Source organism: Azohydromonas caseinilytica (assembly GCF_012927045.1).
Classification (GTDB): domain Bacteria; phylum Pseudomonadota; class Gammaproteobacteria; order Burkholderiales; family Burkholderiaceae_C; genus Azohydromonas; species Azohydromonas caseinilytica.
Window position 1 is genome coordinate 35461 of sequence record NZ_JABBFW010000009.1, and the last position, 23924, is coordinate 59384.

18 protein-coding genes are annotated in these 23924 nt (G+C 71.0%); 8 read left to right on the forward strand and 10 right to left on the reverse strand.

Translation table 11 applies throughout. From position 1 onward, the window contains the following. Window positions 1–35: 35 nt before the first annotated feature. The 4 genes from HHL10_RS14655 to HHL10_RS14670 form a co-directional block, all read right to left on the reverse strand. The gene (locus tag HHL10_RS14655) at window positions 36–626 is read right to left on the reverse strand and encodes a LemA family protein (protein WP_169161124.1); all 591 of its coding nucleotides are present in this window, start codon (window positions 624–626) and stop codon (window positions 36–38) included. Beyond that, window positions 623–1351 (reverse strand): 7-cyano-7-deazaguanine synthase QueC, encoded by a 729-nt coding sequence (gene queC, locus HHL10_RS14660; RefSeq protein WP_169161125.1) that lies wholly within the window; start codon window positions 1349–1351, stop codon window positions 623–625. The genes HHL10_RS14655 and queC overlap by 4 nt, the downstream gene beginning before the upstream one ends. Window positions 1352–1356: 5 nt before the next feature. Continuing rightward, the gene (locus HHL10_RS14665; protein WP_375138954.1) at window positions 1357–2610 is read right to left on the reverse strand and encodes a glutamate-5-semialdehyde dehydrogenase; all 1254 of its coding nucleotides are present in this window, start codon (window positions 2608–2610) and stop codon (window positions 1357–1359) included. 65 nt (window positions 2611–2675) lie between these two features. Beyond that, window positions 2676–3701 carry an AEC family transporter gene (locus HHL10_RS14670; RefSeq protein WP_169161127.1) on the reverse strand — a complete coding sequence of 342 codons (1026 nt, stop codon included), beginning with the start codon at window positions 3699–3701 and terminating at the stop codon, window positions 2676–2678. A 138-nt stretch (window positions 3702–3839) separates the two neighbouring features. On the opposite strand from HHL10_RS14670, the gene cysQ reads away from it, so the two are divergent. Next, window positions 3840–4628: a 3'(2'),5'-bisphosphate nucleotidase CysQ gene (cysQ, locus tag HHL10_RS14675; RefSeq protein WP_169161128.1), complete on the forward strand. Its 789-nt coding sequence runs from the start codon at window positions 3840–3842 to the stop codon at window positions 4626–4628. Window positions 4629–4714: 86 nt separating this feature from the next. Here the strand turns inward: cysQ and HHL10_RS14680 are convergent, their stop codons facing one another. Beyond that, on the reverse strand, window positions 4715–7321 hold the full coding sequence (locus tag HHL10_RS14680; RefSeq protein WP_169161129.1) for a DNA topoisomerase III: 2607 nt from the start codon (window positions 7319–7321) through the stop codon (window positions 4715–4717). A 107-nt stretch (window positions 7322–7428) separates the two neighbouring features. Between HHL10_RS14680 and HHL10_RS14685 the strand changes: the two genes are divergently transcribed. Genes HHL10_RS14685 through HHL10_RS14695 form a run of 3 tightly spaced genes read left to right on the forward strand, consistent with a single transcriptional unit; the run spans window position 7429 to window position 9691 of the window. Then, window positions 7429–7923, forward strand: a complete 495-nt coding sequence (locus tag HHL10_RS14685) for an SET domain-containing protein (protein WP_169161130.1) — start codon at window positions 7429–7431, stop codon at window positions 7921–7923. Between the two features lie 41 nt (window positions 7924–7964). After that, window positions 7965–8879, forward strand: a complete 915-nt coding sequence (locus HHL10_RS14690) for a biotin--[acetyl-CoA-carboxylase] ligase (protein ID WP_169161131.1) — start codon at window positions 7965–7967, stop codon at window positions 8877–8879. Further along, complete coding sequence (locus tag HHL10_RS14695) at window positions 8879–9691, forward strand: hypothetical protein (RefSeq protein ID WP_169161132.1); 813 nt, start codon at window positions 8879–8881, stop codon at window positions 9689–9691. The genes HHL10_RS14690 and HHL10_RS14695 overlap by 1 nt, the downstream gene beginning before the upstream one ends. A gap of 129 nt (window positions 9692–9820) precedes the next feature. Here the strand turns inward: HHL10_RS14695 and HHL10_RS14700 are convergent, their stop codons facing one another. The 3 genes from HHL10_RS14700 to tkt all read right to left on the reverse strand — a co-directional run bounded on the left by HHL10_RS14700 (window position 9821) and on the right by tkt (window position 14995). Next, a complete protein-coding gene (locus tag HHL10_RS14700) occupies window positions 9821–11698 on the reverse strand; it encodes a S8 family peptidase (protein WP_169161133.1) in 1878 nt (625 codons plus the stop codon). 165 nt (window positions 11699–11863) lie between these two features. Beyond that, window positions 11864–12862 (reverse strand): type I glyceraldehyde-3-phosphate dehydrogenase, encoded by a 999-nt coding sequence (gene gap / locus HHL10_RS14705; protein WP_169161134.1) that lies wholly within the window; start codon window positions 12860–12862, stop codon window positions 11864–11866. An 84-nt stretch (window positions 12863–12946) separates the two neighbouring features. Beyond that, on the reverse strand, window positions 12947–14995 hold the full coding sequence (gene tkt, locus HHL10_RS14710) for a transketolase (protein WP_169161135.1): 2049 nt from the start codon (window positions 14993–14995) through the stop codon (window positions 12947–12949). A gap of 177 nt (window positions 14996–15172) precedes the next feature. On the opposite strand from tkt, the gene HHL10_RS14715 reads away from it, so the two are divergent. The 4 genes from HHL10_RS14715 to HHL10_RS14730 all read left to right on the forward strand — a co-directional run bounded on the left by HHL10_RS14715 (window position 15173) and on the right by HHL10_RS14730 (window position 18718). Then, the gene (locus HHL10_RS14715) at window positions 15173–15751 is read left to right on the forward strand and encodes a hemerythrin domain-containing protein (RefSeq protein WP_169161136.1); all 579 of its coding nucleotides are present in this window, start codon (window positions 15173–15175) and stop codon (window positions 15749–15751) included. A gap of 654 nt (window positions 15752–16405) precedes the next feature. Further along, window positions 16406–17116, forward strand: a complete 711-nt coding sequence (locus HHL10_RS14720; protein ID WP_169161137.1) for a nucleotidyltransferase family protein — start codon at window positions 16406–16408, stop codon at window positions 17114–17116. Further along, on the forward strand, window positions 17113–18345 hold the full coding sequence (locus HHL10_RS14725; RefSeq protein ID WP_169161138.1) for an FAD-dependent monooxygenase: 1233 nt from the start codon (window positions 17113–17115) through the stop codon (window positions 18343–18345). Before HHL10_RS14720 ends, HHL10_RS14725 begins: the two co-directional genes overlap by 4 nt. Window positions 18346–18574: 229 nt before the next feature. Next, window positions 18575–18718: a hypothetical protein gene (locus HHL10_RS14730; protein WP_205833050.1), complete on the forward strand. Its 144-nt coding sequence runs from the start codon at window positions 18575–18577 to the stop codon at window positions 18716–18718. A gap of 197 nt (window positions 18719–18915) precedes the next feature. Here the strand turns inward: HHL10_RS14730 and HHL10_RS14735 are convergent, their stop codons facing one another. Together HHL10_RS14735 and HHL10_RS14740 are read right to left on the reverse strand one after the other, a co-directional pair. Next, window positions 18916–19728 carry a carbon-nitrogen hydrolase family protein gene (locus HHL10_RS14735; RefSeq protein ID WP_169161139.1) on the reverse strand — a complete coding sequence of 271 codons (813 nt, stop codon included), beginning with the start codon at window positions 19726–19728 and terminating at the stop codon, window positions 18916–18918. Between the two features lie 46 nt (window positions 19729–19774). Further along, a complete protein-coding gene (locus tag HHL10_RS14740) occupies window positions 19775–23842 on the reverse strand; it encodes a YhdP family protein (protein ID WP_259373254.1) in 4068 nt (1355 codons plus the stop codon). Between the last annotated feature and the right edge of the window lie 82 nt (window positions 23843–23924).

Sequence of the window (23924 nt, forward strand, 5' to 3'; positions counted from 1 at the left end):
GGCGGCGGGGGCCCGAGGGTGGGACGCCGCCACGCTCACAGCGTCGTGGCGGTGCGCAGGCCGAACAGCGGCTTCAGCAGCCGCGTCGGGTACTGGAGCAGGGCCCGGTTGTAGGCCTGCACGGCGTCGTTGAAGACATGGCGCGCCACGCCCTGGCGCGTGTCGATGTCCTGCAGCGTCAGCAGCCAGCCGGCGATGTCCTCGCGATGGCGCAGCTCCGGGTGCTGGTCCAGCAGCGCGCGCAGGCGCGAGAGCGCCGAGGCCAGGCGGCTGTCGGCATGCAGCAGGTCGGCCAGGGTCTTGCTGGCCAGCGGGCGCAGCAGCTCCACCGTGCGCTGCAGCTGCGCCTGCGCCTCCAGCGCGGCGTCCAGCGTCGGCGCCTCGGCCGCCAGCGGCTCGCGCAGCGCCTCCACCAGCGGCGGCAGCGCCTCGCGGCGGCGGCGCGTCTGCTCCTCGATCTGGCCCCAGGCCACGACGATGGCGGCGCGCAGCCGCATCAGCCGGTTGTGCGCGCCCAGCATCCACAACACCAGCACCGCCACCGCCACGCCCAGCCAGGCGCGTGACGAGACAGCCGCCACCAGCGCCGCAATCGCCGCCCAGCTCGGCACCCAGTCCCAGCTCACGCCGGCAGCTCCGCGCCGGCGCCTCCCGCGCGCCAGCCCTCATAGCCCTGTTGGCGCAGCGCGCAGGCCGGGCAATGGCCGCAGCCATGGCCCCAGGGGTGCAGCGGCCCGCGCTCGCCCAGGTAGCAGGTGTGGGTGTGCTCGACGATCAGCGCATTGAGCGCGTCGCCGCCCAGGCGCTGCGTCAGGGACCAGGTCTGGGCCTTGGTCAGGAACATCAGCGGCGTCTCCACCGTCATGGGCGCGTCCAGCCCCAGTGACAGCGCCACCTGCAGCGCCTTGAGCGTGTTGTCGCGGCAGTCGGGGTAGCCGGAGTAGTCGGTCTCGCACATGCCGCCCACCAGCACGCTGGCGCCGCGCCGGTAGGCCAGCGCGCCGGCGAAGTTCAGGAACAGCAGGTTGCGGCCGGGCACGAAGGTGTTGGGCAGCCCGTTGGCCTGCATTTCAACGGCACGCTCGCTGGTGAGCGCCGTGTCCGAGATCTGGCCCAGCAGGCGCAGATCCAGAACATGGTCCTCGCCGAGCCGGGCACTCCAGTCCGGGAAGGCGGCACGCAGCTCATCGATCACCCGCAGCCGGCACTCCAGCTCGATGCAGTGGCGCTGCCCGTAGTCGAAGCCGAGGGTTTCGACCGCGCTGTAGCGCGACAGCGCCCAGGCCAGGCAGGCGGTGGAGTCCTGCCCGCCGGAAAACAGCACCAGGGCCTTGCGCGGGTCGGTCGCCATGGCGATCAGCCGCGGATCTCGCCCTGTCCCAGCACGACCCACTTCAGCGAGGTCAGCCCCTCCAGCCCCACCGGGCCGCGCGCATGGAACTTGTCGGTGCTGATGCCGATTTCCGCGCCCAGGCCATATTCGAAGCCGTCGGCAAAGCGGGTGCTGGCGTTGACCATCACGCTCGACGAGTCCACCTCGCGCAGGAAGCGCATGGCGTTGGGGTGGTTCGTGGTCAGGATCGCGTCGGTGTGGTGCGAGCCGTAGCGGTTGATATGGGCGATGGCCTCGTCCAGCGTCTGCACCACCTTCACGCTGATCACCGGCGCCAGGTACTCGGTGGACCAGTCTTCTTCCGTCGCGTCCACGACCTGGGCGCCGGGCACGTCGGAGAGGATGGCCTTGGAGGCCGGGCAGCAGCGCATCTCCACGCCCTTGGCCGCGAAAACGGCGCCGATGCGCGGCAGGAAGGCCCGGGCCTGCGCCGCATGCACCAGCAGCGATTCGGTGGCGTTGCAGGGGCTGTACTTCTGGGTCTTGGCGTTGTCGGTAACGACCAGCGCCTGCTCCAGGTCCACCTCGGCGTCCACGTAGGTGTGGCAGTTGCCGTCCAGGTGCTTGATGACGGGCACGCGCGCCTCGCTGGCGATGCGCTCGATCAGGCCCTTGCCGCCGCGCGGAATGATCACGTCCACGTACTCGGGCATCGCGATCAGCTTGCCTACGGCGGCGCGGTCGGTGGTCTCGATCAGCTGCACGGCTTCGGCGGGCAGGCCGGCTTCCGTGAGGGCGCGTTGCACCAGCTTCCACAAGGCGATGTTGGAGGCGATGGCCTCGGAGCCGCCGCGCAGGATGCAGGCGTTGCCGCTCTTGATGGCGAGTGAGGCGGCCTCGATGGTCACGTTCGGGCGGCTCTCGTAGATCATCCCGAACACGCCCAGCGGCACGCGCATGCGGCCCACGCTGATGCCGGTCGGACGCCGCTTCACGTCCGTGATCTCGCCGATGGGGTCGGGCATGGCGGCGATCTGCTCGCAGCCTTCGGCCACCGTCTCCAGCACCTTCGGCGTGAGGCGCAGGCGGTCCACCATCGGCGCGGCCAGGCCATTGGCCTGGGCCCGCTCGATGTCCTGGGCGTTGTCGGCCTGCAGCGCTTCGGTCTGCTCGCGCAGCAGCCGGGCCAGGGCGCGCAGGGCTTTGTCCTTGGCGGCCGTCGGCGCGGCGGCCATCGCGGTGGCGGCGGCGCGCGCGGCGCGGCCGAGACGGGTCATCAGGACATCAAGATCGGTGGGCGCAGTCATGCGCGGGATTGTCGCGCAAGGTTTTGTGCTTCCGTTCAGCCCGGGATTCGCGCCAGCACCAGCACCCACAGCGGCGCCGTCAGCGCAAAGGCCAGCGTGCACAGCAGCGTCGCGGCGGCGGTTTCGGTTTCCAGCGTGCGGTAGCGCTGGGCGAAGATCAGCGCGTTGCTGCCCGGCGGCAGTGCCGCGGCCATCACCGCCACCGACAGCGCCAGCGGCTCCAGCCCGAACACCCACTTCCCCGCCGCCAGCACCAGCACCGGCAGCAGGAACAGTTTCAGCAGCGCGATCGAGAACACGCCGCGCAGCGTGCCGTGCAGGCTCTGCCGGCCCAGCGACAGCCCGATCAGCAGCAGGCACAGCGGCGCCACGGCGCTGGCCAGCAGTCGCAGCCATTCGTCCAGCGCCGCCGGCAGCGGCAGGCCGAGCAGGTTCCAGCCCAGTCCGGCCAGCACCGGCAGCACCACGGGGTGGATCAGCGTGGCGCGCACGGTCGCGCGCACGGCGGCGGCCATCGAGCCGCCGCGGCCGTCGGCGTGGCGCAGCCGCGCGCGCGCCAGGTCGGCCTCGGCCAGCACGGTGAGCAGCGTCAGCAGCGTGAGCGCATGCAGGCTGACGATGGGGACGTGGATCGCCAGCCCGGCCTCGCCGTACAGCGCCGCCGCCACCGGCACCCCCACTTGCACGGAGTTGCCGAAGCCGGCGGTGACGGCGCGCGTCGCGGGCACGGCCGCCTGGGTGCTTGACAGCGCCATGCCAGCCGCGCCGTGCAGCCGCCAGCGCTGCACCAGGTACACGGCCAGCACCATCGCCAGCAGCGGCCCGTAGTAGGCGGCCAGCGTGCGCCAGGGCATGTGCGCGAAGTCCAGCCGCGCCATGGCGCGGAACAGCAGCGCGGGAATGAACAAATACTGCGCCGCGGCCGAGAGCACGCGCGCCGGATCGGCGCCGCCCGCGCCGCCCTTCCTGCCGTCCGTGAGCCAGCCCCAGCGGGCCGCGGCCCAGCCGAGCAGCACGGTGGCGAAGAGGGCGGGCAGCTTGTCGAGGACGGTGTCGGGCATGGGGGCGCGAGTATCGCGGCATGGGCTTGGCCCCGATCCGGGTGGGGGCCCCGCCCCGCAGCCGCCGGGATCAATCCCTCAGAAGTGGGACTTAGATTCGTGTTTCCCCCTACCCCCACCTTTGCTGGAGCCTCCCGCATGACTTCTTCCCAGCCCCTGGAGCCCGTTTCCGCCGCCGGCCTGGACGCCCTCGCCAAGCTCGTGCGCGACGCCGGCGCGCTGATCATGGACATCTACGCCACCGATTTCGCCGTGCGCGGCAAGGAGGACGCCTCGCCCGTCACCGAGGCCGACGAGAAGGCCGAGGCGCTGCTGCTCAAGGGTTTATCAAGGCTCTTCCCGGGCATCCCGGTGGTGGCGGAGGAAGCGGTGGCCGCGGGCGGCGTGCCGGAGGCGGCGGAGGACCAGTTCTGGCTGGTCGATCCGCTGGACGGCACCAAGGAGTTCATCAGCCGCAACGGCGAGTTCACGGTCAACGTGGCCCTGGTGCGCAAGGGCCGGCCGGTGGCGGGCGTGGTGTACGCGCCGGCGCTGGAGCGGCTCTTCGCCGGCGCGCAGGGCCTGGGCGCCTGGATGGAGCAGAGCGGCCGGCGCCAGGCCATCCAGGTGCGCCCGGTGCCCGAGGGCGGGCTGACGGTGGTGGGCAGCCGCTCGCACGGCGACGCCGACGCGATGAACGCCTTCCTGGGCGGGCGCAAGGTGGCGGAGTTCCGCAGCGCGGGCTCCTCCTTGAAGCTGTGCCTGGTGGCCGCGGGCGAGGCGGACCTCTATCCGCGCCTGGGCCGCACCATGGAATGGGACATCGCCGCCGGCCACGCCGTGCTTGCCGCCGCGGGCGGGCGCGTCAGCCTCCTCGACGGCCGGCCCATGAGCTACGGCAAGCCGGGGTTCGAGAACCCGCATTTCGTGGCGGAGGGGAAGGCCTGAGGGCTCACCGAGGCCCCGCCTCAAAAGAACAGCGGCCGGCGGGCTTTGCACCCGCCGGCCGCTGCGCTTTCAGCCGCGCTGCCGTCTCAACCGGCCGCCACCTTCCGCGCTGCCTTCTTCGCCGCCGGCGTCTTGGCCGCGCGCGGCTCGAACTCGAAGCCGACCTTGCCTTCCTTCTTGTCGTAGGTGAGGAAGGCCTTGAACTTGCGCCGCGTCTTGTTGGAGACGAAGTTCTCCAGCAGGTCGGTCTTGCCGGTGGCCAGCAGCTTGCTCATCTGCTCGCGCGCGATGGGCTGCTGCAGGATCACCTTGCCGCTCTTGAAGTCGCAGCTCACGTGCGCGCCCACGGCGTGCTCGCACACGTAGCTGGTGCCGTGCTCGTAGACATGGCCCTTGCACTTGGGGCAGGCGCCCAGGCTCTCCTGGTCGCTGAAGTCCACCTCCTCGCCGCCCTCGGCCTCCTTCTTGGCGTCCTCGCCGAAGTCGAACTCCATCTTCCAGTTGTTCGCCTCCTCGTCGCGCACCAGCCGCAGCTCGGCGGTGAAGGGCCAGCCGGCCTTGGAGCGGAAACCCTCCAGCGGCCCGATCCGGTGCTCGCGCAACAGCTGCTCGACCTCGGGCAGCTCGAAGCTGCGCCCCGCCGGGATCTTGCTGATGCTGAAGCCGCAGCCCGCGCCCTCGCCGTTGCCGCCGCCGCTGCGGCCCACGCAGCTGAAGCGGCGGTAGTTTTCCTTGATCACGCCGCCGCAGTTCGGGCAGGGCACGGAGAGCGTCACGTAGTCGCCGGGGATGGTGTCGCGGTCGTACTCCTTGGCCTTGCGCACGATGCGCTCGGCCATGGCCGCGATGGCGGCCATGAACTCCTCGCGCTTGAGCTTGCCGTGCTCCATCTGCGCCAGCTGGTACTCCCAGTTGCCGGTGAGCTCGGGCTTGGTCAGGTCTTCCACCGCCAGGCCGCGCAGCAGCGTCATGAGCTGGAAGGCCTTGGCGGTGGGGATCAGCTCGCGGCCCTCGCGCAGCAGGTACTTCTCGGTGAGGAGGCCTTCGATGATCGCGGCGCGCGTGGCCGGGGTGCCCAGGCCCTTCTCGGCCATCGCGGAGCGCAGCTCGTCGTCATCGACCAGCTTGCCCGCGCCTTCCATGGCGGACAGCAGCGTGGCTTCGTTGTAGCGCGCCGGCGGCTTGGTCTTGAGCGGCAGCACGTCCACGGCCTCGGTGCGCACCATCTCGCCCTTCTCCACCGGCACCAGCGAGGCGTCGGACTGCTGTTCCTCGCGCCCGTACACCGCCAGCCAGCCCGGCTTGACCAGCACCTTGCCGTTGGTCTGGAACTGGTGCTCCTTGCCGGCGGCCTGCACGGTGCTGATGCGCGTCGTGACCATGAACTCCGCCGCCGGATAGAACACGGCGATGAAGCGCTTCACCACGAGGTCGTACAGCTTGGCCTCGACCTCGGTGAGGCTCTTGGGTGCCTGCAGCGTCGGGATGATGGCGAAGTGGTCCGAGACCTTGGCGTTGTCGAAGACGCGCTTGGTCGGCTTCACGTAGCCCTCGGCCAAGCCCTTGCGGGCATGGGCGCTGAGCTCGCGCAGCGGGCCGGGCAGGTCCTCGTTGGCGATCATGTCGAACGTGTCGCGCGCGACGTTGACGTAGTCCTCGGGCAGGAAGCGCGAGTCCGTCCGCGGGTAGGTCAACACCTTGTGCTTCTCGTACAGCGCCTGCGCGATGGACAGCGTGGTCTTGGCCGAGAAGCCGAAGCGCGAGTTGGCCTCGCGCTGCAGCGTGGTCAGGTCGTACAGGCCCGGGCTGCTCTGGCTGCTGGGCTTGGCCTCCTCGGAGACGCTGGCCGGTTGAGCGCGCACCGCTTCGGCGATCGCCTGGGCCGTGGCCGCGTCCCAGAGCCGGTCGGCGCGGGCCTCGGCGTCATTGGGGTCCTTCTTGAACTTGGGGTCGAACCACTTGCCCTCGTACTGCCCGGCCTGGGCGTCGAAGGTGGCCTTCACCTCCCAGTAGGGCCGCGCCACGTGCTTGCGGATCTTCTCCTCGCGCTCGACCACGATGGACAGCGTGGGCGTCTGCACCCGGCCCACCGTGGTGAGGAAGAAGCCGCCGTCGCGCGAGTTGAAGGCCGTCATGGCGCGCGTGCCGTTGATGCCCACCAGCCAGTCGGCCTCGCTGCGGCTGCGCGCGGCGTCAGAGAGGCCGCGCATCTGCTCTTCGCCGCGCAGCCGCTCGAAGCCGTCGCGGATGGCCTGTGGCGTCATGCTCTGCAGCCACAGGCGGCGGACGGGCTTGTCGATGGGCTTCTTGTCGCCCGCGGCGTACTGCACGATCAGCCGGAAGATCAGCTCGCCCTCGCGCCCGGCGTCGCAGGCGTTGATCAGCTCGGTGACGTCCTTGCGCTTGATCAGCTTGACCACGGCGTTGAGCCGGGACTTGGCCTTGTCGATGGGGGCGAGCTCGAAGTGCGGCGGGATCACGGGCAGGTGGTTGAAGCTCCACTTGCCGCGCTTGACCTCGTAGGCCTCGGGCGCCTTGATCTCCACCAGGTGGCCCACGGCGGAGGTGACGACGTAACGGTCGTTTTCGAAGTGCTCGGCGTGCTTCTCGAACTTGCCCGCCACGGGGGTGAGCGCACGCACGATGTCCTGCGCGACGCTGGGCTTCTCGGCAATGATCAGGGACTTGCTCATGGTGTCTCTAGAAAAGGCCGCAGGCCGCCTGGGCGGCCTGCGTGCCTACAATCCGGTCCTCTCGCGCGCGCATGTGCATGCGTGCGCCCATGGAATCAATGTACCGAATGAAGCCCACCGTGCAAGCCGAGCCCCAAGCCGCCCCTGGCCGCCGCATCCAGGTGCGCCGCTCCGGCGTCCACGGCAAGGGCGTCTTTGCGCTGCAGCCCATCGCCCAGGGCGAGACCATCCTCGAATACAAGGGCGAGCTCATCACCTGGGAAGAGGCGCTGCGCCGCCACCCGCACGACCCGTCCAATCCCGACCACACCTTCTACTTCCACATCGACGACGAGCGCGTCATCGATGGCGGCCACGGCGGCAACGCCTCGCGCTGGATCAACCACGCCTGCGTGCCCAACTGCGAGGCCGAGGAGGACGAGGGCCGGGTCTTCATCAAGGCGCTGCGCGCCCTCAAGCCCGGCGAGGAGCTGTTCTTCGACTACGGGCTCATCATCGACGAGCGCTACACCGCCGCGCTCAAGAAGCGCTTCGCCTGCCACTGCGGCCACCGCCAATGCCGCGGCACCATGCTCGCGCCCAAGACGAAGAAAAAGGGCTGAGCGCACGTACACGCCGCAGGGCCGCCGCACGTTAATCCGCCATGAACGAATCCCGCCTCCCCTGGCAAGCCGAAGCCCTGTGGCGCCAGTTGCAGCCGCTGCTGCCGGGTCTGTCCATCGAGGTGGTGGCGCACGCCGACTCCACCAACACCCGGCTGCTCGAACGCGCGCGGCTGTCCGGCGGACGCCATGAGCGCGCGCTCATCCGCGCCCCCGAAGCCCCGCCCGCGCCCAACGAGCCGCCCACCCCGCTGGGCCGCCGCGCCGACGACACCCAGCCCTGCCTGCTGGTGGCCGAGCACCAGACCCGCGGCCGCGGCCGCCTGGGCCGCACCTGGCAGTCCACCCCGGGCGCCTCGCTGACCTTCTCGCTGTCGCTGCCCTTCGAGCCCGTGGACTGGTCGGGCCTGTCGCTGAGCGTGGGCGTGGCGCTGGCCGACGCGCTGGACCCGCTGCAGCCGGGCCAGGCGCCGCGCATCGGGCTGAAGTGGCCCAACGACCTGTGGCTCATCGACGCGCCCGTGGTGGGCCGCAAGCTCGGCGGCGTGCTGATCGAGACGGTGGCCGTGGGCCGGCGCCGCATGGCCGTGGTCGGCGTGGGCCTGAACCTGCATCCGCAGCCCGTGCGCGACGCCGCCAGCGGCGTCGCCAGCCTCAGCGAGCTCGACCCGGCCGTGACAGCCCCGGCCACGCTGCACCGCGTGGCGCTGTCGCTGGCCCAGGTGCTGCGCCAGCATGAGCGCGAGGGCTTCAGGCCCTTCGTCGAGCGCTACGCGCGGCGCGACCTGCTGCAGGGCCGCCCCGTGACCACCACCGCCCCCGCCCTGGAAGGCATCGCCCGCGGCGTGGCCGAGGACGGCGCGCTGCTGGTGGAGACGCCCCAGGGACTGCAGCGGCTTTCCAGCGGCGAGGTCAGCGTGCGGCTGGCCGGCATGCCGGTGGACGGCGCGTCCTGATGCGCCGCCCGCTCGCAGCGCTGCTGCTGCTGATCAACCTCGCGCTGCTGACCTGGGTGCTGTTCGGCGACTTCCAGGGCCGCAGCGAGCGCGAGCCCGCGCGGCTGCAGCAGCAGCTCAATCCCGAAGGCGTGCGCGTGGTGCTCCCGGAGTCCGGAACGGGCGATGCCGGGCTGGCCAGCCTGCCGCGCAACGCACCGCCCGCCGCCGCGGCCTCGGACGCCGCGCTCACCGCCTCGGCGGCGGCGCTGGCCATGGCGGCGTCGGCGGTGCCGGCCGGCCTGGGCGCCTCCACCGCCGCCGGCGGGCTGGGCCCGGTGGCGGGCGCCGTGACGGCCCTCAATGCCGTGTGCCTGGAAGCCGGCCCCTTCGACATGGACGACCTGCCCGCGGCCGAGGCCGTCCTCACGGGACTGCCCGCGGGCAGCTGGCGGCGCGTGAAGCTGGAGCCGGAGCCGGCCTACCTGGTGTATGCCGGCCCCTTCGCGAACCAGAAGGCCGCGCTGCGCCGGCTGGACGACCTGCAGCGCCACGGCGTGGACGCGGAGCTGGCCAGGGAGCTGCCGGCGCTGGAGCCCGGGCTGGTATTCAGCCGCCACACGGAAATGGCGCAGGCCCTGGCCGCGCTGGAGAAGCTGCAGCACGACACGCGCAACACGCGCCAGGCGCGCGTGGTGTCCACCAGCGAGGCCGCCGCCGTGCTGCTGCGCGTGGAGCGCCCCACCGACGAGGTGCGTGGCCAGATCGCCGCCCTGGAGCCCACGCCGGCCCTGCGCGGCGGGTTCAGGGGTTGCCGCAAGACGGCGAGCTGAAGGCGGCCCTCCGGGGCTGTCGTAACGGGCCACGGCGCCTACACGCCCTCAGCCCGCATTGGTCAGACTGGCTGAACAACGGCCTCACTGAATGGGGCCACTATCCAATTCCACTGGGCAATCCTGAGCTCAGCGCCTGCGCGCGAGCTGGAGCCCGCGCCGGCGCCACAGCAGCGCCCCCGACGCGGCCAGCAGGCCCAGCAGCCAGGCCGGCTGCAGCGCGCCGCCGCAGACGCCGTCGCGGCCGCAGGGGCCTGCGGGCGTGGGCGTGGGCGTGTTGACCGGGTTGGCCGGCAAGTCCTGCGCCGAGGCCGCGTGCGCGCGGATCAGTTCAGCCGTGTTGATGTCCGCGGCCGTGCGCGCGGGTGCGCTGTAACCCGTGGGGTTCCCGGCGTAGCGCAAGGCCTCGTAGGCGTCCAGGATGCCCGCGCCGCAAGTGCTGGTGGTGCAGACGCAGCGCCCCGGGTTGTCGTTGGAGCAGGCGGCCATCAGCGGCGTGGAGGTGTTGTTGTAAAGCGCCGTCACCGTCGCGTGCGGCCGTGCGCTGGCCTTGAGCCCGTCAACGATCTGGTCGGCCGTCAGCGCCGAGTTGCGGCTGAGCATCAGGCTGATCGTGGCCGAGACCAGCGGCGCGGAGAAGCTGGTACCGATGACGTTCTCGCTCGTATAGCCCGAGCCCTCCGGGGACTGCGCCCCGGTATCGGTTGTGGTCCACAGCCCACCGTCGCCCAGGAAGCTGTTCCAGGCGCCGTCGTTGGCGGTGTCGTCGGGGTCGCCGCCGACGGTAGAGACCGTCAGCGCGCCGAAGTTGGAATAGACGGCCTTGAAGCCGTCGCGGTTGAGCGCGCCCACGCCGATGACGTTGTTGCAGTTGGCCGGTCGCGTCGGCGCGGTGTGCTCGTTGCCCGCTGCAGCCACCACCACGGCGCCGGTCTGGCTGCGGACATCATTGATGGCCGACTGGTACTCGTTGCCGCAGGCCGCGGTGCCGCCAAAGCTGACGTTGATGACGCGCGCCGGGTTCGGGTTGACCGGCGCGTTCGCCACCGTCAGGCCCGCGGCCCAACGGATGCCGTCGGCGATGTCGCTCACGTCCGCACCGCACTTGCCCGCCACCCGCACCGGCACGATCAGGTTGCCCTGGTTGGCACCTGCGACGCCGAGGTTGTTGTTGGTCAGCGCCGAGATCAGCCCGGCGATCTTGGTGCCGTGCCAGCTGCTCGTTGGGTCCAATTCGCAGCCGCTGAAGGCGCCCGTGGTGCTGTTGACGAAGTCGCCGGGGTCGTGCGGATCGGCGTCGCGGCCGTTGCCATCACCCGCGTACTCGACGGTGCTGACGAAGTCGTAGCCGCCGATCCAGCGCCCAGCGAGGTCCTCGTGGTCGGTGATGCCCGAGTCCAGCACGGCCACGCGCGTGGCCGCGATGTTGGCGCCGGTGACGATGCTCCACGCTTCCTGGAAGCGCGGCACGCCGCGCAGGCGCTGCGCGATGGGCAGCGCGTTAACCTGGGCGTTGCTCTGGGTGTTGAGCGGCTTGAGCCACCACTGCTGGTCGAAGTCCGGGTCGTTGGGGTCGGTGCTCTGCAGCCGCCGCTCGCGCACGTTGGGCTCCACCCACAGCACGTCGCCGCGCGCGGCCAAGCGCCGCGCCAGGCGCTGCGCCTGCTCCAGCGTCAGCGGCTTGTCGAAGCGCAGCACCTGCGAGGCGCTGCCGGTGGCGCTGATGGCGGGCACCGAGGGCACGTCGATGGCGGCGCGGTCCAGCGCGGCTTCGCGCAGCACGCGCTGCAGCCGCTCGCGGTGGCGCTCGCCCAGGGTCGAGCGCCGGTCGCGCGACAGCGCCTGCTCCCGCTCCACCTGAGCGTGCGCGGGCGCGTCGCGCAGCCGCACGATCAGGCCGTTGACCGGCGCTGTGGCCGGGTTGTCGAACAGCGGGCGGGCCTGGGCCGCGCCCGCGGCCAGCAGCGCCGACGCCGCCAAGGCCGCCGCCGCGGCCTGGTGATTCATCGCTTTCCTCATGGCAGTCCTGAAGTCCGTCGCAGCGGGGGACTATAGGCCGGCGCGCGAGGCCCCGACCGCCACACAGGCCGATGCGCCACGGCGGCGGCGCGGGTCGGCGCGCACGAAAAAGCCGCCCGAAGGCGGCTTTCACGCGGGAGGCGCAGCGACGGCTCAGCCGGCGATGACGCGCACCATCTCCAGCACCTTGTTGGAGTAGCCCCACTCGTTGTCGTACCAGGCCACGACCTTGACGAAGGTCTTGTCCAGCGCGATGCCGGCCTCGGCGTCGAAGACCGAGGTGCAGGGCTCGCCGCGGAAGTCGGTGGCCACCACCTTGTCCTCGGTGTAGCCCAGCACGCCCTTGAGGGCGCCCTGGCTCTGCGCCTTCATCTCGGCGCAGATCTCGGCGTAGGAGGCCTCGGCGTTGAGCTCGACCGTCAGGTCCACCACCGACACGTCGGAGGTGGGCACGCGGAAGGCCATGCCGGTGAGCTTCTTGTTGAGTTCGGGGATCACCACGCCGACGGCCTTGGCGGCACCGGTGCTCGACGGAATGATGTTTTCCAGGATGCCGCGGCCACCGCGCCAGTCTTTGTTGGACGGGCCGTCCACGGTCTTCTGCGTGGCGGTGGCGGCGTGCACGGTGGTCATCAGGCCGCGCTTGATGCCCCACTTGTCGTTGAGCACCTTGGCCACGGGCGCCAGGCAGTTGGTGGTGCAGCTGGCGTTGGAGATGATGGCCTGGCCGGCGTAGGTCTTGTCGTTGACGCCGAAGACGAACATCGGCGTGTCGTCCTTGGACGGGGCCGACATGATCACCTTCTTGGCGCCGGCCTTGAGGTGCTTCTCGGCGGTTTCCTTGGTCAGGAACAGGCCGGTGGACTCGACCACGATGTCGGCGCCGACCTCGCCCCAGTTCAGCTCCTCGGGGTTCTTCACCGCGGTCAGGCGGATCTTCTTGCCGTTGACGATCAGGTTGTTGCCCTCGACCGCGACCTCGCCCTTGAAGCGGCCGTGCACGCTGTCGTACTTGAGCATGTAGGCCAGGTAGTCGGGTTCGAGCAGGTCGTTGATGCCGACCACCTCGATGTCGTTGAAGTTCTGCACCGCGGCGCGGAACACCATGCGGCCGATGCGACCGAAGCCGTTGATACCGATCTTGATGGTCATTTCTCAGTCTCCTGCTTGAAAAACCCAAGCGCCCGGCGCCGCTGCAGTGGGCGGCGCCGGACGCGCTAAACCCTGGTCAGCGTCTCACTTGCCCAGCACGGTGCGCACGGTGGCAACCACGTTCTCGGCCGTGAAGTGGAAGTGCTTGAACAGCACGCCCGCCGGGGCGCTCTCGCCGTAGCTGTCGATGCCGATCACGGCGGCGCAGCCGTACTTCCACCAGAAGTCGGTCACGCCGGCTTCCACCGCGATGCGCGGCAGGCCGTCGGGCAGCACCGAGGTCTTGTACGCGCGGCTCTGGCGGTCGAAGGTGGTGGTGCTGGGCACCGAGACCACGCGCACGGCGATGCCGGCCACGGCCAGCTGCTGCTGTGCGTGCAGCGCCAGCTGCACCTCGGAGCCGGTGGCCAGGATCACGGCCTGTGCCTTCTTCTTCAGGCCCACCTCGCTGGGCTCGGCCAGCACGTAAGCGCCCTTGGCGATCTCGTCCAGCCCGGCCTTGGGCAGGTAGGCGAGGTTCTGGCGGCTCAGCAGCAACGCCGTGGGGCGCGTCTTGTTGAGCAGCGCGGTGCTCCAGGCCACGGCCGTCTCGGCGGTGTCGGCCGGGCGCCAGACGTCGAGGTTGGGGATCAGGCGCAGCGAGGCGGCGTGCTCGACGCTCTGGTGCGTGGGGCCGTCCTCGCCCAGGCCGATGGAGTCGTGCGTGAAGACGTGGATCACGCGCGCCTTCATCAGCGCGGCCATGCGGATGGCGTTGCGGCTGTAGTCGCTGAAGGTCAGGAAGGTGCCGCCGTAGGGGATGTAGCCGCCGTGCAGCGCCACGCCGTTCATGATCGCGGCCATGCCGAACTCGCGAACGCCGTAGTTGATGTGGCGCCCGCCGTTGGGCTGGCCCTGCTCGTCGAAGCGCAGCGCGGGCGTGCTGCTGGTGTTCGTGAGGTTCGAGCCGGTGAGGTCGGCGGAGCCGCCCAGCAGCTCGGGCAGCGCGCGGGTGAAGGCTTCCAGCGCGATCTGGCTGGCCTTGCGGGTGGCCACCGTCTCGGCCTTCTCGTGGGCGGAGATGGCGGCATCGACGGCGGTCTGCGCGAAGTTGGCGGGCAGCTCGCCGGCCATGCGGCGCTTGAACTCGGCGGCCTGCTCGGGGAAGGCCTCGGCGTAGGCGTCGAAGCGCTGCTGCCACTCGGCCTGCGCCGCGGCGCCGCGCTCCTTGGCGTCCCAGGCCTGGTAGGCCGGCTCGGGGATCACGAAGGGCTCGTGGCTCCAGCCCAGCGCGCTGCGGGTGAGCGCGATCTCCTCGTGGCCCAGCGCCTCGCCGTGCGCCTTGGCGGTGCCGGCGCGGTTGGGCGAGCCATGGCCGATGTTGGTCTTGCAGATGATCAGCGTGGGCCGGCCGGTGACGCCCTTGGCCTCTTCCAGCGCGGCGTCCACGGCGTCCACGTCGTGGCCGTCGATGGGGCCGATGACGTTCCAGCCGTAGGCCTCGAAGCGCTTGCGGGCGTCGTCCACGTACCAGGGCGTGACCTGGCCGTCGATGCTGATGCCGTTGTCGTCGTACAGGGCGGTGAGCTTGTCGAGCTTCCAGGCGCCGGCCAGCGCGCAGGCCTCGTGGCTGATGCCCTCCATCAGGCAGCCGTCACCCAGGAACACGTAGGTGCGGTGGTCGACGATGGTGTGGCCGTCGCGGTTGAACTCCGCGGCCAGCAGCTTCTCCGCCAGCGCCATGCCCACCGCGTTGGTGATGCCCTGGCCCAGCGGGCCGGTGGTGGTTTCCACGCCGGGGGTGATGCCGACCTCGGGGTGGCCCGGGGTCTTGCTGTGCATCTGGCGGAAGTGGCGCAGCTCCTCGATGGGCAGCGCGTAGCCCGTGAGGTGCAGCAGCGCGTAGATCAGCATCGAGCCGTGGCCGTTGGAGAGCACGAAGCGGTCACGGTCGGCCCACTGCGGATCGGTGGGGTTGTGGCGCAGGTGGCGATCCCACAGCGCCACCGCCATGTCGGCCATGCCCATCGGGGCGCCGGGGTGGCCGGAATTGGCCTGCTGCACGGCGTCCATGGCCAGCGCGCGGATGGCATTGGCCATCAGGGTGCTGGGGTCCTGGGTGGCTTCGCGGGGGAGATCGGCGACGAGGTCCATGCGGTTTCAGGCCTGAGAGCAGCAAAAACGCGGATTTTATGCCGCCCCCCAAGCCTCCCCTTTTGCGGCCGGTCCAAACCGCGCACGGCGCACGCGCATTTGCCGCCACGCCGGCTTGAGCGAGGTCAATGCACGCGGCGCCCGCGCTGCCACGCTGGAGCTTGAAGGAGACCCACCATGCGCCCTGCTTCCCTCATCGTCATTCACGAGGAACACCAAGCCCTGGCGGCCATGCTGCGCTCGCTGTCGCTGCTGCTGGCGCAGTCCCGGCGCGAAGGCCGCATGCCCAACTTCGAGGTGCTGCGCGCGATGCTGTTCTACATCGACGAGTTCCCCGAGCGGCTGCACCACACCAAGGAAAGCCAGCTGCTGTTCCCGCGCCTGCGCGAGCGCTGTCCGGAGCTCGGTCCCGTGCTCGACGCCTTGGACGCCGACCACGCGCAGGGCGAGCAGGCCATCCGCCGCCTGGAGCATGCGCTGCTGGCCTTCGAGATGATGGGCGAGCCGCGCCGCGCGGAATTCGAGGCCGCGGCCGAGCGCTACATCGACTTCTACCTCTCGCACATGGGCACCGAGGAGAACACGGTGCTGCCCGCGGCCGAGCAGCACCTGCGGCCCGAGGACTGGGCCGAGCTCGACGCCGCCTTCCTCAGCCACCGCGACCCGCTCACCGGCCACCCGCCCGAAGACGTGTACCAGCCACTGTTCAGTCGCATCCTCAACACCGCCCCGGCGCCGATCGGGCTGGGCGAGTGAGGGACTGAATTCCGCTGTCCAGCCCTCCCTTTGCAAGCAACAACGCCGGCTCCATGCCGGCGTTTTCGTTGGTGGGGCCAAGCCTTCGGACAGCCCCTTGTGAACAAGCCCCGAAGCACGCACAGCTTGTCCAAAGCCTTGTCCCGCTTGATTTTTTGAGGGTTTCGCCGTTGCTGGAACGGCCTTGTGGGCAACCCGGCCGCTCACCACAGCTTGTCCCCGTTCTTGTCCCGGGCGCCGCTCTGGCAATCAAGCCAGCACGCCCTCCCGCATTCCGCCCTGTGGGCAAGCCTTCAACGGGACACAGCTTGTCCAAGCCCTTGTTCCCGAAGCCGGCGTTTTCAGGCGTTTGGCGCCCTCCCCGCCTTCTGATTCGCTTGTATTTCTTCTCCAGAGAAGTTCATTTTTAAAAGTGGTCGTGGTGGTAGGCCCCGCCCCGGCCTGTGGATAACCGAAGTTTGTTCTTTTGCGGCGCGAACTTGGCCCGCGCTCAAGGCTGGGGACCGGCCGGCTGTTTGTTCCGGCGCGAACAGATAACAAACATCGGGCGGGGCGCCGGGGCTGTGGACAAGGCCGAGTTGTTGTCGAAGCTGACCACAGCCTTGTGCACAGGCGCGCCAGAGGGGGTCGAAGGCCGGTCCTACACTGCCGCGCATGACCGTGACCGCCCTGATCCTGGCCGCCGGCCGCGGCGAGCGCATGCGCCCGCTGAGCGACCGGACCCCCAAGCCGCTGCTGTCCGTACAGGGACGGCGTCTCATCGAATGGCACCTGCAAGCGCTGGCGCGCGCCGGGGTGCGCCGCGTGGTGATCAACACCGCCTGGCTGGAAGAGCAGTTCGAGCCCGCGCTGGGCGACGGGTCACGCTACGGGCTGGAAATCCTCTATTCGCACGAGGGCCGCGACCATGGCGGCGCGCTGGAAACCGCCGGCGGCATGAAGAAGGCGCTGCCGCTGCTGAGTGACACGTTCTGGGTGGTGTCGGGCGACGTGTTCGTGCCGGAATTCGCCTTTGCCCACAAGGATTTATTGGATTTCCAGGCCACCGGGACGCTGGCCCGGCTGTGGCTGACCGACAACCCGCCGCACCACCCGCGGGGCGATTTCGGCATCCGCGACGGGCTGGCCGTGCGCGAGGCCGAGGAGCGTTTCACCTGGACCAGCCTGGGCCTGTTCCGCCGCGCCTTCGTCGAGGAGCTGATGGCGGATCTGCCGCACGGTGCCAAGGCGCCGCTGCGGCCCTATCTGGATGCCGCCATCGGGCGCGGTGCGCTGGGCGCCCAGCGCTGGTGCGGCGGCTGGACCGACGTGGGCACGCCCGAGCGGCTGGCGGCCCTGGATGCACAAGGCAGGCAAACCGCATGAACACCTCTATCGACGCTTCGCAAGCTTCTTCCGTCGCCGCCGCGCCGGCGGCGTCGCGCATCGCCGTGGTCGGTGCTGGCCCGGTGGGCTTGGCCCTGGGGCTGCTGGCCGCGCGCCACCTGCCGCAGGCGCAAATCTCTCTGTTCGATGCGCGCGCCCTGGACAAGGACATCGCCGCCGACCCGCGCGTGCTGGCACTGTCGCTGGGCAGCGTGCAGCTGCTGCAGCAGCTGCGCGCCTGGGACGGCGGGCGCGCGCAGCCGATCCAGGAGGTGCTGGTGTCGCAGCAGCCGCCGGGCACGCTGCCGCTGGGCGGCGAGCCGCAGGTGCGCATCCGCGCGGCTGAGGAAGCGGTGCCGATGCTCGGCGCCGTGCAGTCCTACGGTGCGGTGGTGGCGCCGTTGCAGCGCGCCTGGCTGGAGCAGGCGGCCCAGCAGCCGCAGCGCTTGTTCACCCGCTTCGGCACGCCGGTGGCCTCGCTGAAGCCGCTGCCGCAGGGCGTGGAGGTCGATGCCGGCATCGCCGAGAGCTTTGACTTGGCCGTGGTGGCCGAGGGCGGCGTGTTTGCCGAGCAGGCGCGCAAGTCCATCGCGCGCGACTACGCGCAGACGGCCTGGATCGGTACCGTGACGCTGGAAGGCGGCAGCCCCGGGCTGGCCATCGAGCGCTTCACGCGCCAGGGCCCGGCCGCGCTGCTGCCGCTGCCGCCCGGGCCCGACGGCCTGCAGCGCGCCGCGCTGGTGTGGTGCGTGGACAGCCGCGACGACCCGGTGAAGGACCTCAATGACGCGCAGCGCCTGGCGGTGCTGTCGTCCATCTTCCCGCCCGAGGCCGGCCGGCTGGTGGCGGTGACGCCGATGAAGCACTTCGCGCTCGGCCTCAATGCCGAGCGCACCCTGGCGCGCGAGCGCACCGTGCGCATCGGCAACGCGGCGCAGACGCTGCACCCGGTGGCGGGCCAGGGGCTGAATCTGGGTTTGCGCGACGCCTTCACGCTGGTGCAGGCCCTGCGCCGCGGCAATTCGGTGGGTGCCGCGCTGCGCCGCGTGGAATTCCAGCGCGCCCCGGACCGCTGGAGCGTGATCGCCGCCACCGATTTCCTGGCCCGCAGTTTCACCTGGCAATTGCCGGGATTGCCGACGGCGCGGGCGCTGGGTTTGGCCTTATTGCAGGCGGTGCCGCCGCTGAGGTCGGCACTGGCGCGGCAGATGATGTTTGGGCGGCGGTGAAGGTCAACAGGAGCGGGGAATGTGGATAGAGCGGTTTTTCCTGCTGGAAATGAATGCCGTGCAGGCCACTGCCGCAGACCAATACACCACGCTCACCACGCCGTCATTCCTGCAGCACTAGAAAATCAGGCGTTTCTCAACCGGGCCGGGAGCGGATCGAAGGAGCCGATGCCATGACTGCCACTGAAAAAGCGTTGCTCGAAAAGATCCGGCAATTGCCCCGGAGCGCGTGGCCGAAGTCGAGGATTTCGTGGATTTCCTGCGCGAGCGCGAGGAAGCGCAACGCCTGACCCACGCCGCTGCCAAGGCCAGCGAAGCGAGCTTTGCACAGGTTTGGGACAACGACGAGGACGCCGCCTACGACCGGATGTGAGCGATGGCCGGCGCATCCAAATTCAGCCTGGGTTTTGCCGATGTTGTGCTGGTGCCGTTTCCGTTCACGGCTCAGTCCGGCACCAAGAAGCGCCCGGCCGTCGTGTCAGCTCTGAATTTTTATTGTGTGCGGACAATAATGTCTTGTGAAAATGACAAATAATAACGTTGTATTGAATTTGGCATTTTCTGTGAATTTCACAACCGCCGATGCCCCAGCGCCGGCAATTGCACCCGCACCTGCGCCATGCGCGCCGGGTTGAATTCGGCGATGGCAATTCCTTCCCCCTCCTCCACCACCGAGAGAATTTCGCCCCAGGGGTCGATCACCATGCTGTGGCCCCAGGTGCGGCGGCCGTTCTCGTGCTGGCCGCCCTGCGCGGCGGCGAGCACGTAGCACTGGTTCTCCACCGCGCGCGTGCGCAGCAGCAGCTCCCAGTGCGCCCGGCCCGTGGTGTAGGTGAAGGCGGCCGGGACGCTGATCACGTCGCACGGGCCCTGGCCGTCCTCGAAGCTCATGGCCCGGTACAGCTCCGGGAAGCGCAGGTCGTAGCAGACCGACAGGCCCACCCGCAGCGGCCCGGCCTGCACCGCCACCGGCGCCTCGCCCGGCTCCAGCGCCACCGCCTCGTCGTAATGCTCCTTGCCGTTGTCGAAGGCGAAGAGGTGCAGCTTGTCGTAGCGCGCGGCACGCTGGCCGTCCGGGCCGTACACGCAGCAGGCGTTGCGCACGCGGTGGCCGTCGGCGGAGCGGATGGGCAGCGTGCCGCCGATCAGCCACAGCCCGTGGCGCTTGGCCGCGTCGGCCAGGAAGTCCTGGATCGGCCCGTGGCCGTCTGCTTCAGCGATGCGCAGTTTGTCGCGGTCGTCCTGCCCCATCAGGCAGAAGTACTCCGGCAGCGAGGCCAGCGTGGCACCCTGCGCCGCGGCCTCGGCGATCAGCCGCGCGGCGGCCTCCAGGTTCCGGCCCACGTCGGGCGTGGACACCATCTGCAGGGCGGCAAGTTTCATGAGGTGGTTCTCCCTTGGGACGATCAATGCGGTCGATGGACCGGGCTCAGTTGCGCAGCGGCGGGCTCGACGCCGCGGCGGCGGCCTCCGCGGCCTCCGGCGGTGGCGGGCGATCCAGGTTGGGCAGCGGCTTGTTGGGCGAGCGCTCCAGCTTCGCGACCTGCGGGTCGCTCCACGGGCCGGTGACCTGGAATTCGCGCGTGCCGGCCTGCATCAGCGGCTTGCGCAGGAACAGCTGGGCCAGGAAGGTGCCCAGCCCTATCGCCGGGTTGATGGCGGCATAGGCCAGCGAGGCGGTGCCGGCATTGATCTCGGGCACCACCACCACGTGCAGGTCCTGCTTCTCGTGCGCGATGTCCACGTTGCCTTCCATCAGCACCGCCGCCTGCAGGCCGCGCATGAGCAGGTTGTTGGTCTCGGCCACGCCGTCGTCCATGCGCACGTCGCCGGTGATGCTGTCGAAGGCGAAGCCCTGCAGGAACACGTCGCGGAAGTCCAGCGTCAGCCGCCGCGGCAGCGACTGCAGGCTCAGCACCGACAGCAGCCGCCCCGCGCCCGCGTCGGCCTTGAGGAAGCGGCCGCGCTCCAGCTCCACGCGCAGCTGGCCGTCCATGCGCGCGGGGTCCGGCGCCAGCGGCGAGCCGGGCCAGGACACCTCGCCCTGCAGCCGGCCCTTGCCGCCCTGCAGCACGCCGCCGAAGCCCAGGCGCTGCAGCAGCGCGCCGCTGTCCTGCAGCTCCAGGCGGAAGTCCATCACCATGCGCCGCCGCCCGTCGGGCCCCGGCGTCCAGCGCCCCAGCGCCTTGAGCTCGGCCTCGCCCGTGGTGAGCGACAGGCGGTCGAGCTGCCATTCGGCCTGGCGGCCCGAGGTGCGCCGATTGACGGCCTGGATCTCCACGCGGCCCAGGTCGCGCCCGCCGAGCTCGAAGTCGCCCACCACGATGTCCAGCGCTGGCACGCTCGCCGGGGCCTGCGCCAGCAACGACTCCACGCCCTGCGCCGCGCTGGGCGGCAGCGCCAGCCGCGCCAGCCGCGCGCGCACATGGCCGGCCTGCGCCGCGCTGCCGGGCTGGAACTCGACATGGCCGTCGAGCTGGTCGGCATGCAGGTTGGCGCGCCACGCCGGGTCGCCGCCCACGCGCGTGATGCCGGCCACCACGTGGTCCAGCCGCCGCCCGTTCACCATCAGCTGATCCACCTGCAGCGCCGCGCTCAGCGGCGGCAGGGCGTCCTCGCCGCCGGCGCCGCCACCCGCGGCAGCACCGCCGCTGCCGTTGGCCCCGGCGCCGGTGGCCGCCAACTGGTCCCAGGTCTTCTCCCAGGCGTCCAGATCCAGCGCCGGCAGGGCCACGGCGATGCTGAAACCCTGCACCGGCTGCGGCGCGGGCTGGTGCACGCCCAGCCCGCCGCGCAGCAGCAGCGGGCTGCCGTCGGTGTCCTTGCGCTGCAGGTCGCGCACCAGCTGCGCCTGGAACAGGCCCGCAGCCTCCACCTGCCAGTGCTCGTGCAGGGCCGCACCCTCGGCCACCACGCGCGTACCCACTTGCAGCGGCAGCGCCGTCTCGGCCGCCTTGCCCAGCGGCGCGGGCAGCCCGGAGGCCATGCCCGCCAGGTTGGTCGTGACCTGGAATTCCGGATGCCCCTGGCGCACGTTCACCTGCAGCCGGTAGGCGGACTGGCCGTCGAAGGCGCCGGCCAGGCGCGAGAGGAAGCCCAGCTCCGGCGCGCGGCGCAGCCCTTCCGCGCTGGCGGTGCCGCTGCCGTTGAAGCGCAGCGCGCCGTCGGGCTGGGTGCCGCCCTCGAATACCGCGTCGCCGCCCAGCACGCGCGCGCCGCCGGTGAGGCTCAGGCGCTGGCGCGTGAAATCGACCCGCGCCTTCGTGGCGGCCAGCAGCGGCACGTCGGGGTTGAGGCGCACGTCGTTGCCCGCCAGCAGCACGTTGCCCTGCACGTTGCTCTTGTCGATGTCCAGTAGCGGCAGCTGCAGCGCCAGGCGCAGCTCGGCGTTGCCGGTGGCGCTGGCCTGCGCCAGCGCGCCGCCGATCCACTCGCCCACGGGCGAGCCGTTCACGAAGCGCAGCATCTCGGCGGCCGGTCCGCGCCCCAGGCCCTCGATGCGCAGCTGGGCCTGCGCCAGGTCGGCAATGCCGCCGTTGACGCCCGCCAGCTCCACGCCCAGCGCGCGCGCGCGGGCGTCGCGCAGCTGCATGGACATGCGCTCGAACACCAGCTCGCCGCCCACCTGCGTGAACACCGGCCAGGCCGGCTCGTCGGGCACGTAGGCCAGCGTCACGCCCTCGACCTGGCCGGCGATGCGGAACTCGCCGCTGCCCGCGCGCCGGTACGGGAAGTCGTGCAGGTCGCCGCGCACGCGGAAAGCAGCTTGCGGGATGCGGCCCTCGCGCACGGCCTGCTCCACCCAGTGGCGCGTGTCCTTCGGGAGCGTCAGCGGCAGGTAGCGCGCCACGGCCTGGGCCCGGCCCTGCTGGAGCTTGCCGTCCAGGTCCAGGAAGCCGGGCAGCCGGCCCTGGGCGTCGGTGCGCCAAGTGGCGTTGAAGCTGGCCTGGGCGTCGGCATTGAGCAGCCGGGCGTCGCGCAGGTGGACTTCCACCTTCGGCGCCGACGGGGCCGCGGCCGTCTGCAGCCGCCAGGCAAGCTGGGCGCTGAAGCGCTCCACGGGGATGCGCGGCTGCTCGAACAGGCCCGGGAACTCCAGCGCGCCTTGCGCCAGCGCCAGCCGCGCGCTGCCGCCGGCCTCGCTGGCGTCGAACTCGGCGTCCAGCTTCTCGAAGCCCGGCCGCCCGATGTCGCCGGCCTTGTCCGCCGGTGCGCCAGCCAGGCTCAGGTCCTGGGTGCGGCCCTTGATGCGGTAGCGCTCGGGCTGTTCCAGCGGCCCTTCCCAGCGCGCCTCCAGCCCGGAGACGACCCCTTCGGGTGCCAGTGCCTGCAGCTGCGCTTCGAGCTTTTCGGGCAGCGGCACGCGGCTCATCAGCCGCGCCAGCAGCCCCAGGTCCAGGCGCTGGGCCTGGAGCTCGCCGCCGGGATGCGCGCCCTGGCGCAGGTGCAGCCGGGTGTCGCTGGCGGGCCATTGCAGGCCGTCGGCGGTGGTGAAGCCCAACTGCTGCGCGGTGACGGTGAGATCGTCCTCGTCGCGCTGCGCCACCAGCCGGCCCTGCAGCTGCGCCAGTGCCAGCGGCTCACGCTCGGGCAGGCGCAGGTCCAGGTCGCGCAGCGCCACGTCCAGCGTCGCCTCGCGCACCGTGCCGCGCTCCACGTCCAGCCAGGCGCGCAGCGCGCCCTGCCCACCCCGCAGCGCCGCGGGCAGCGACACCAGCCGCTGCAGCGGCACCAGGTCGATGCCGGGCAGCTCGGCGTAGAGCGTGCCGCGCCAGCGCTCGAAATCGGCCGCGCGTGCCAGCAGCGGCTGCGTGAAGCGGCCCTGCACCGTCCAGGGCTGGCCCCAGGCCGGCGGCGGGGTGGCGTCCAGCCGCAGCGCGTGGCGGCGCAACCCGTTGCGCAGCAGCAGCCGCACCTGCGTCAGCTCCACCGGCGCGCCGCCGCGCTGCTCGTCCACCCAGCGCACGCGCGCGTTGCGCACCATGAATTCCGGCTGGGCGAAGAACCAGTCGGCCAGCGCCGTGTCCTTGGGCCGGCCGTCCTCGGCCGTGGACAGCGGCAGCCCGGCCACGAACAGCTGGCCCTGGGCGTCGCGGCGCAGCTCCAGGCGCGCATCGTCGATCAGCAGCTGCTCCAGCCTCAATCGCAGCGTCAGCAGCGAGCGCGCCGACACCGCGGCCGACACGCGCGGCAGCCGCAGCGCCTCGCGTTGCTGCGCGTCCAGCAGCACCACGTCGCGCAATTCCAGAGCCGGCACCCAGCCACCGCCGCGCAGCTCGATGTCGCCGATGCGCACGGGTACACCCAGCGAGCGGCTGGCGTGTGTCTCGATCTGGGGCAGCCACTCGCGGGCGTGGGGCAATATGGCCCAATGCAGGACGGCCATGGCGAGCAGCAATAAGCTCCAGGCCGCGATCAGCACTCCGGCTGCCAGCCGCACAGCCAATGGCCAGCGCAAGCGGCGGCGGGCAGCAGGATCGGAGGGGAGTGGAGGCATGTCGGAACGCCCGCCGGAAATGCGGCGCGACAGGTACTACGGGTGATCGGGAACCGGACGCCAGCGCGGACGAGTTTCCGGG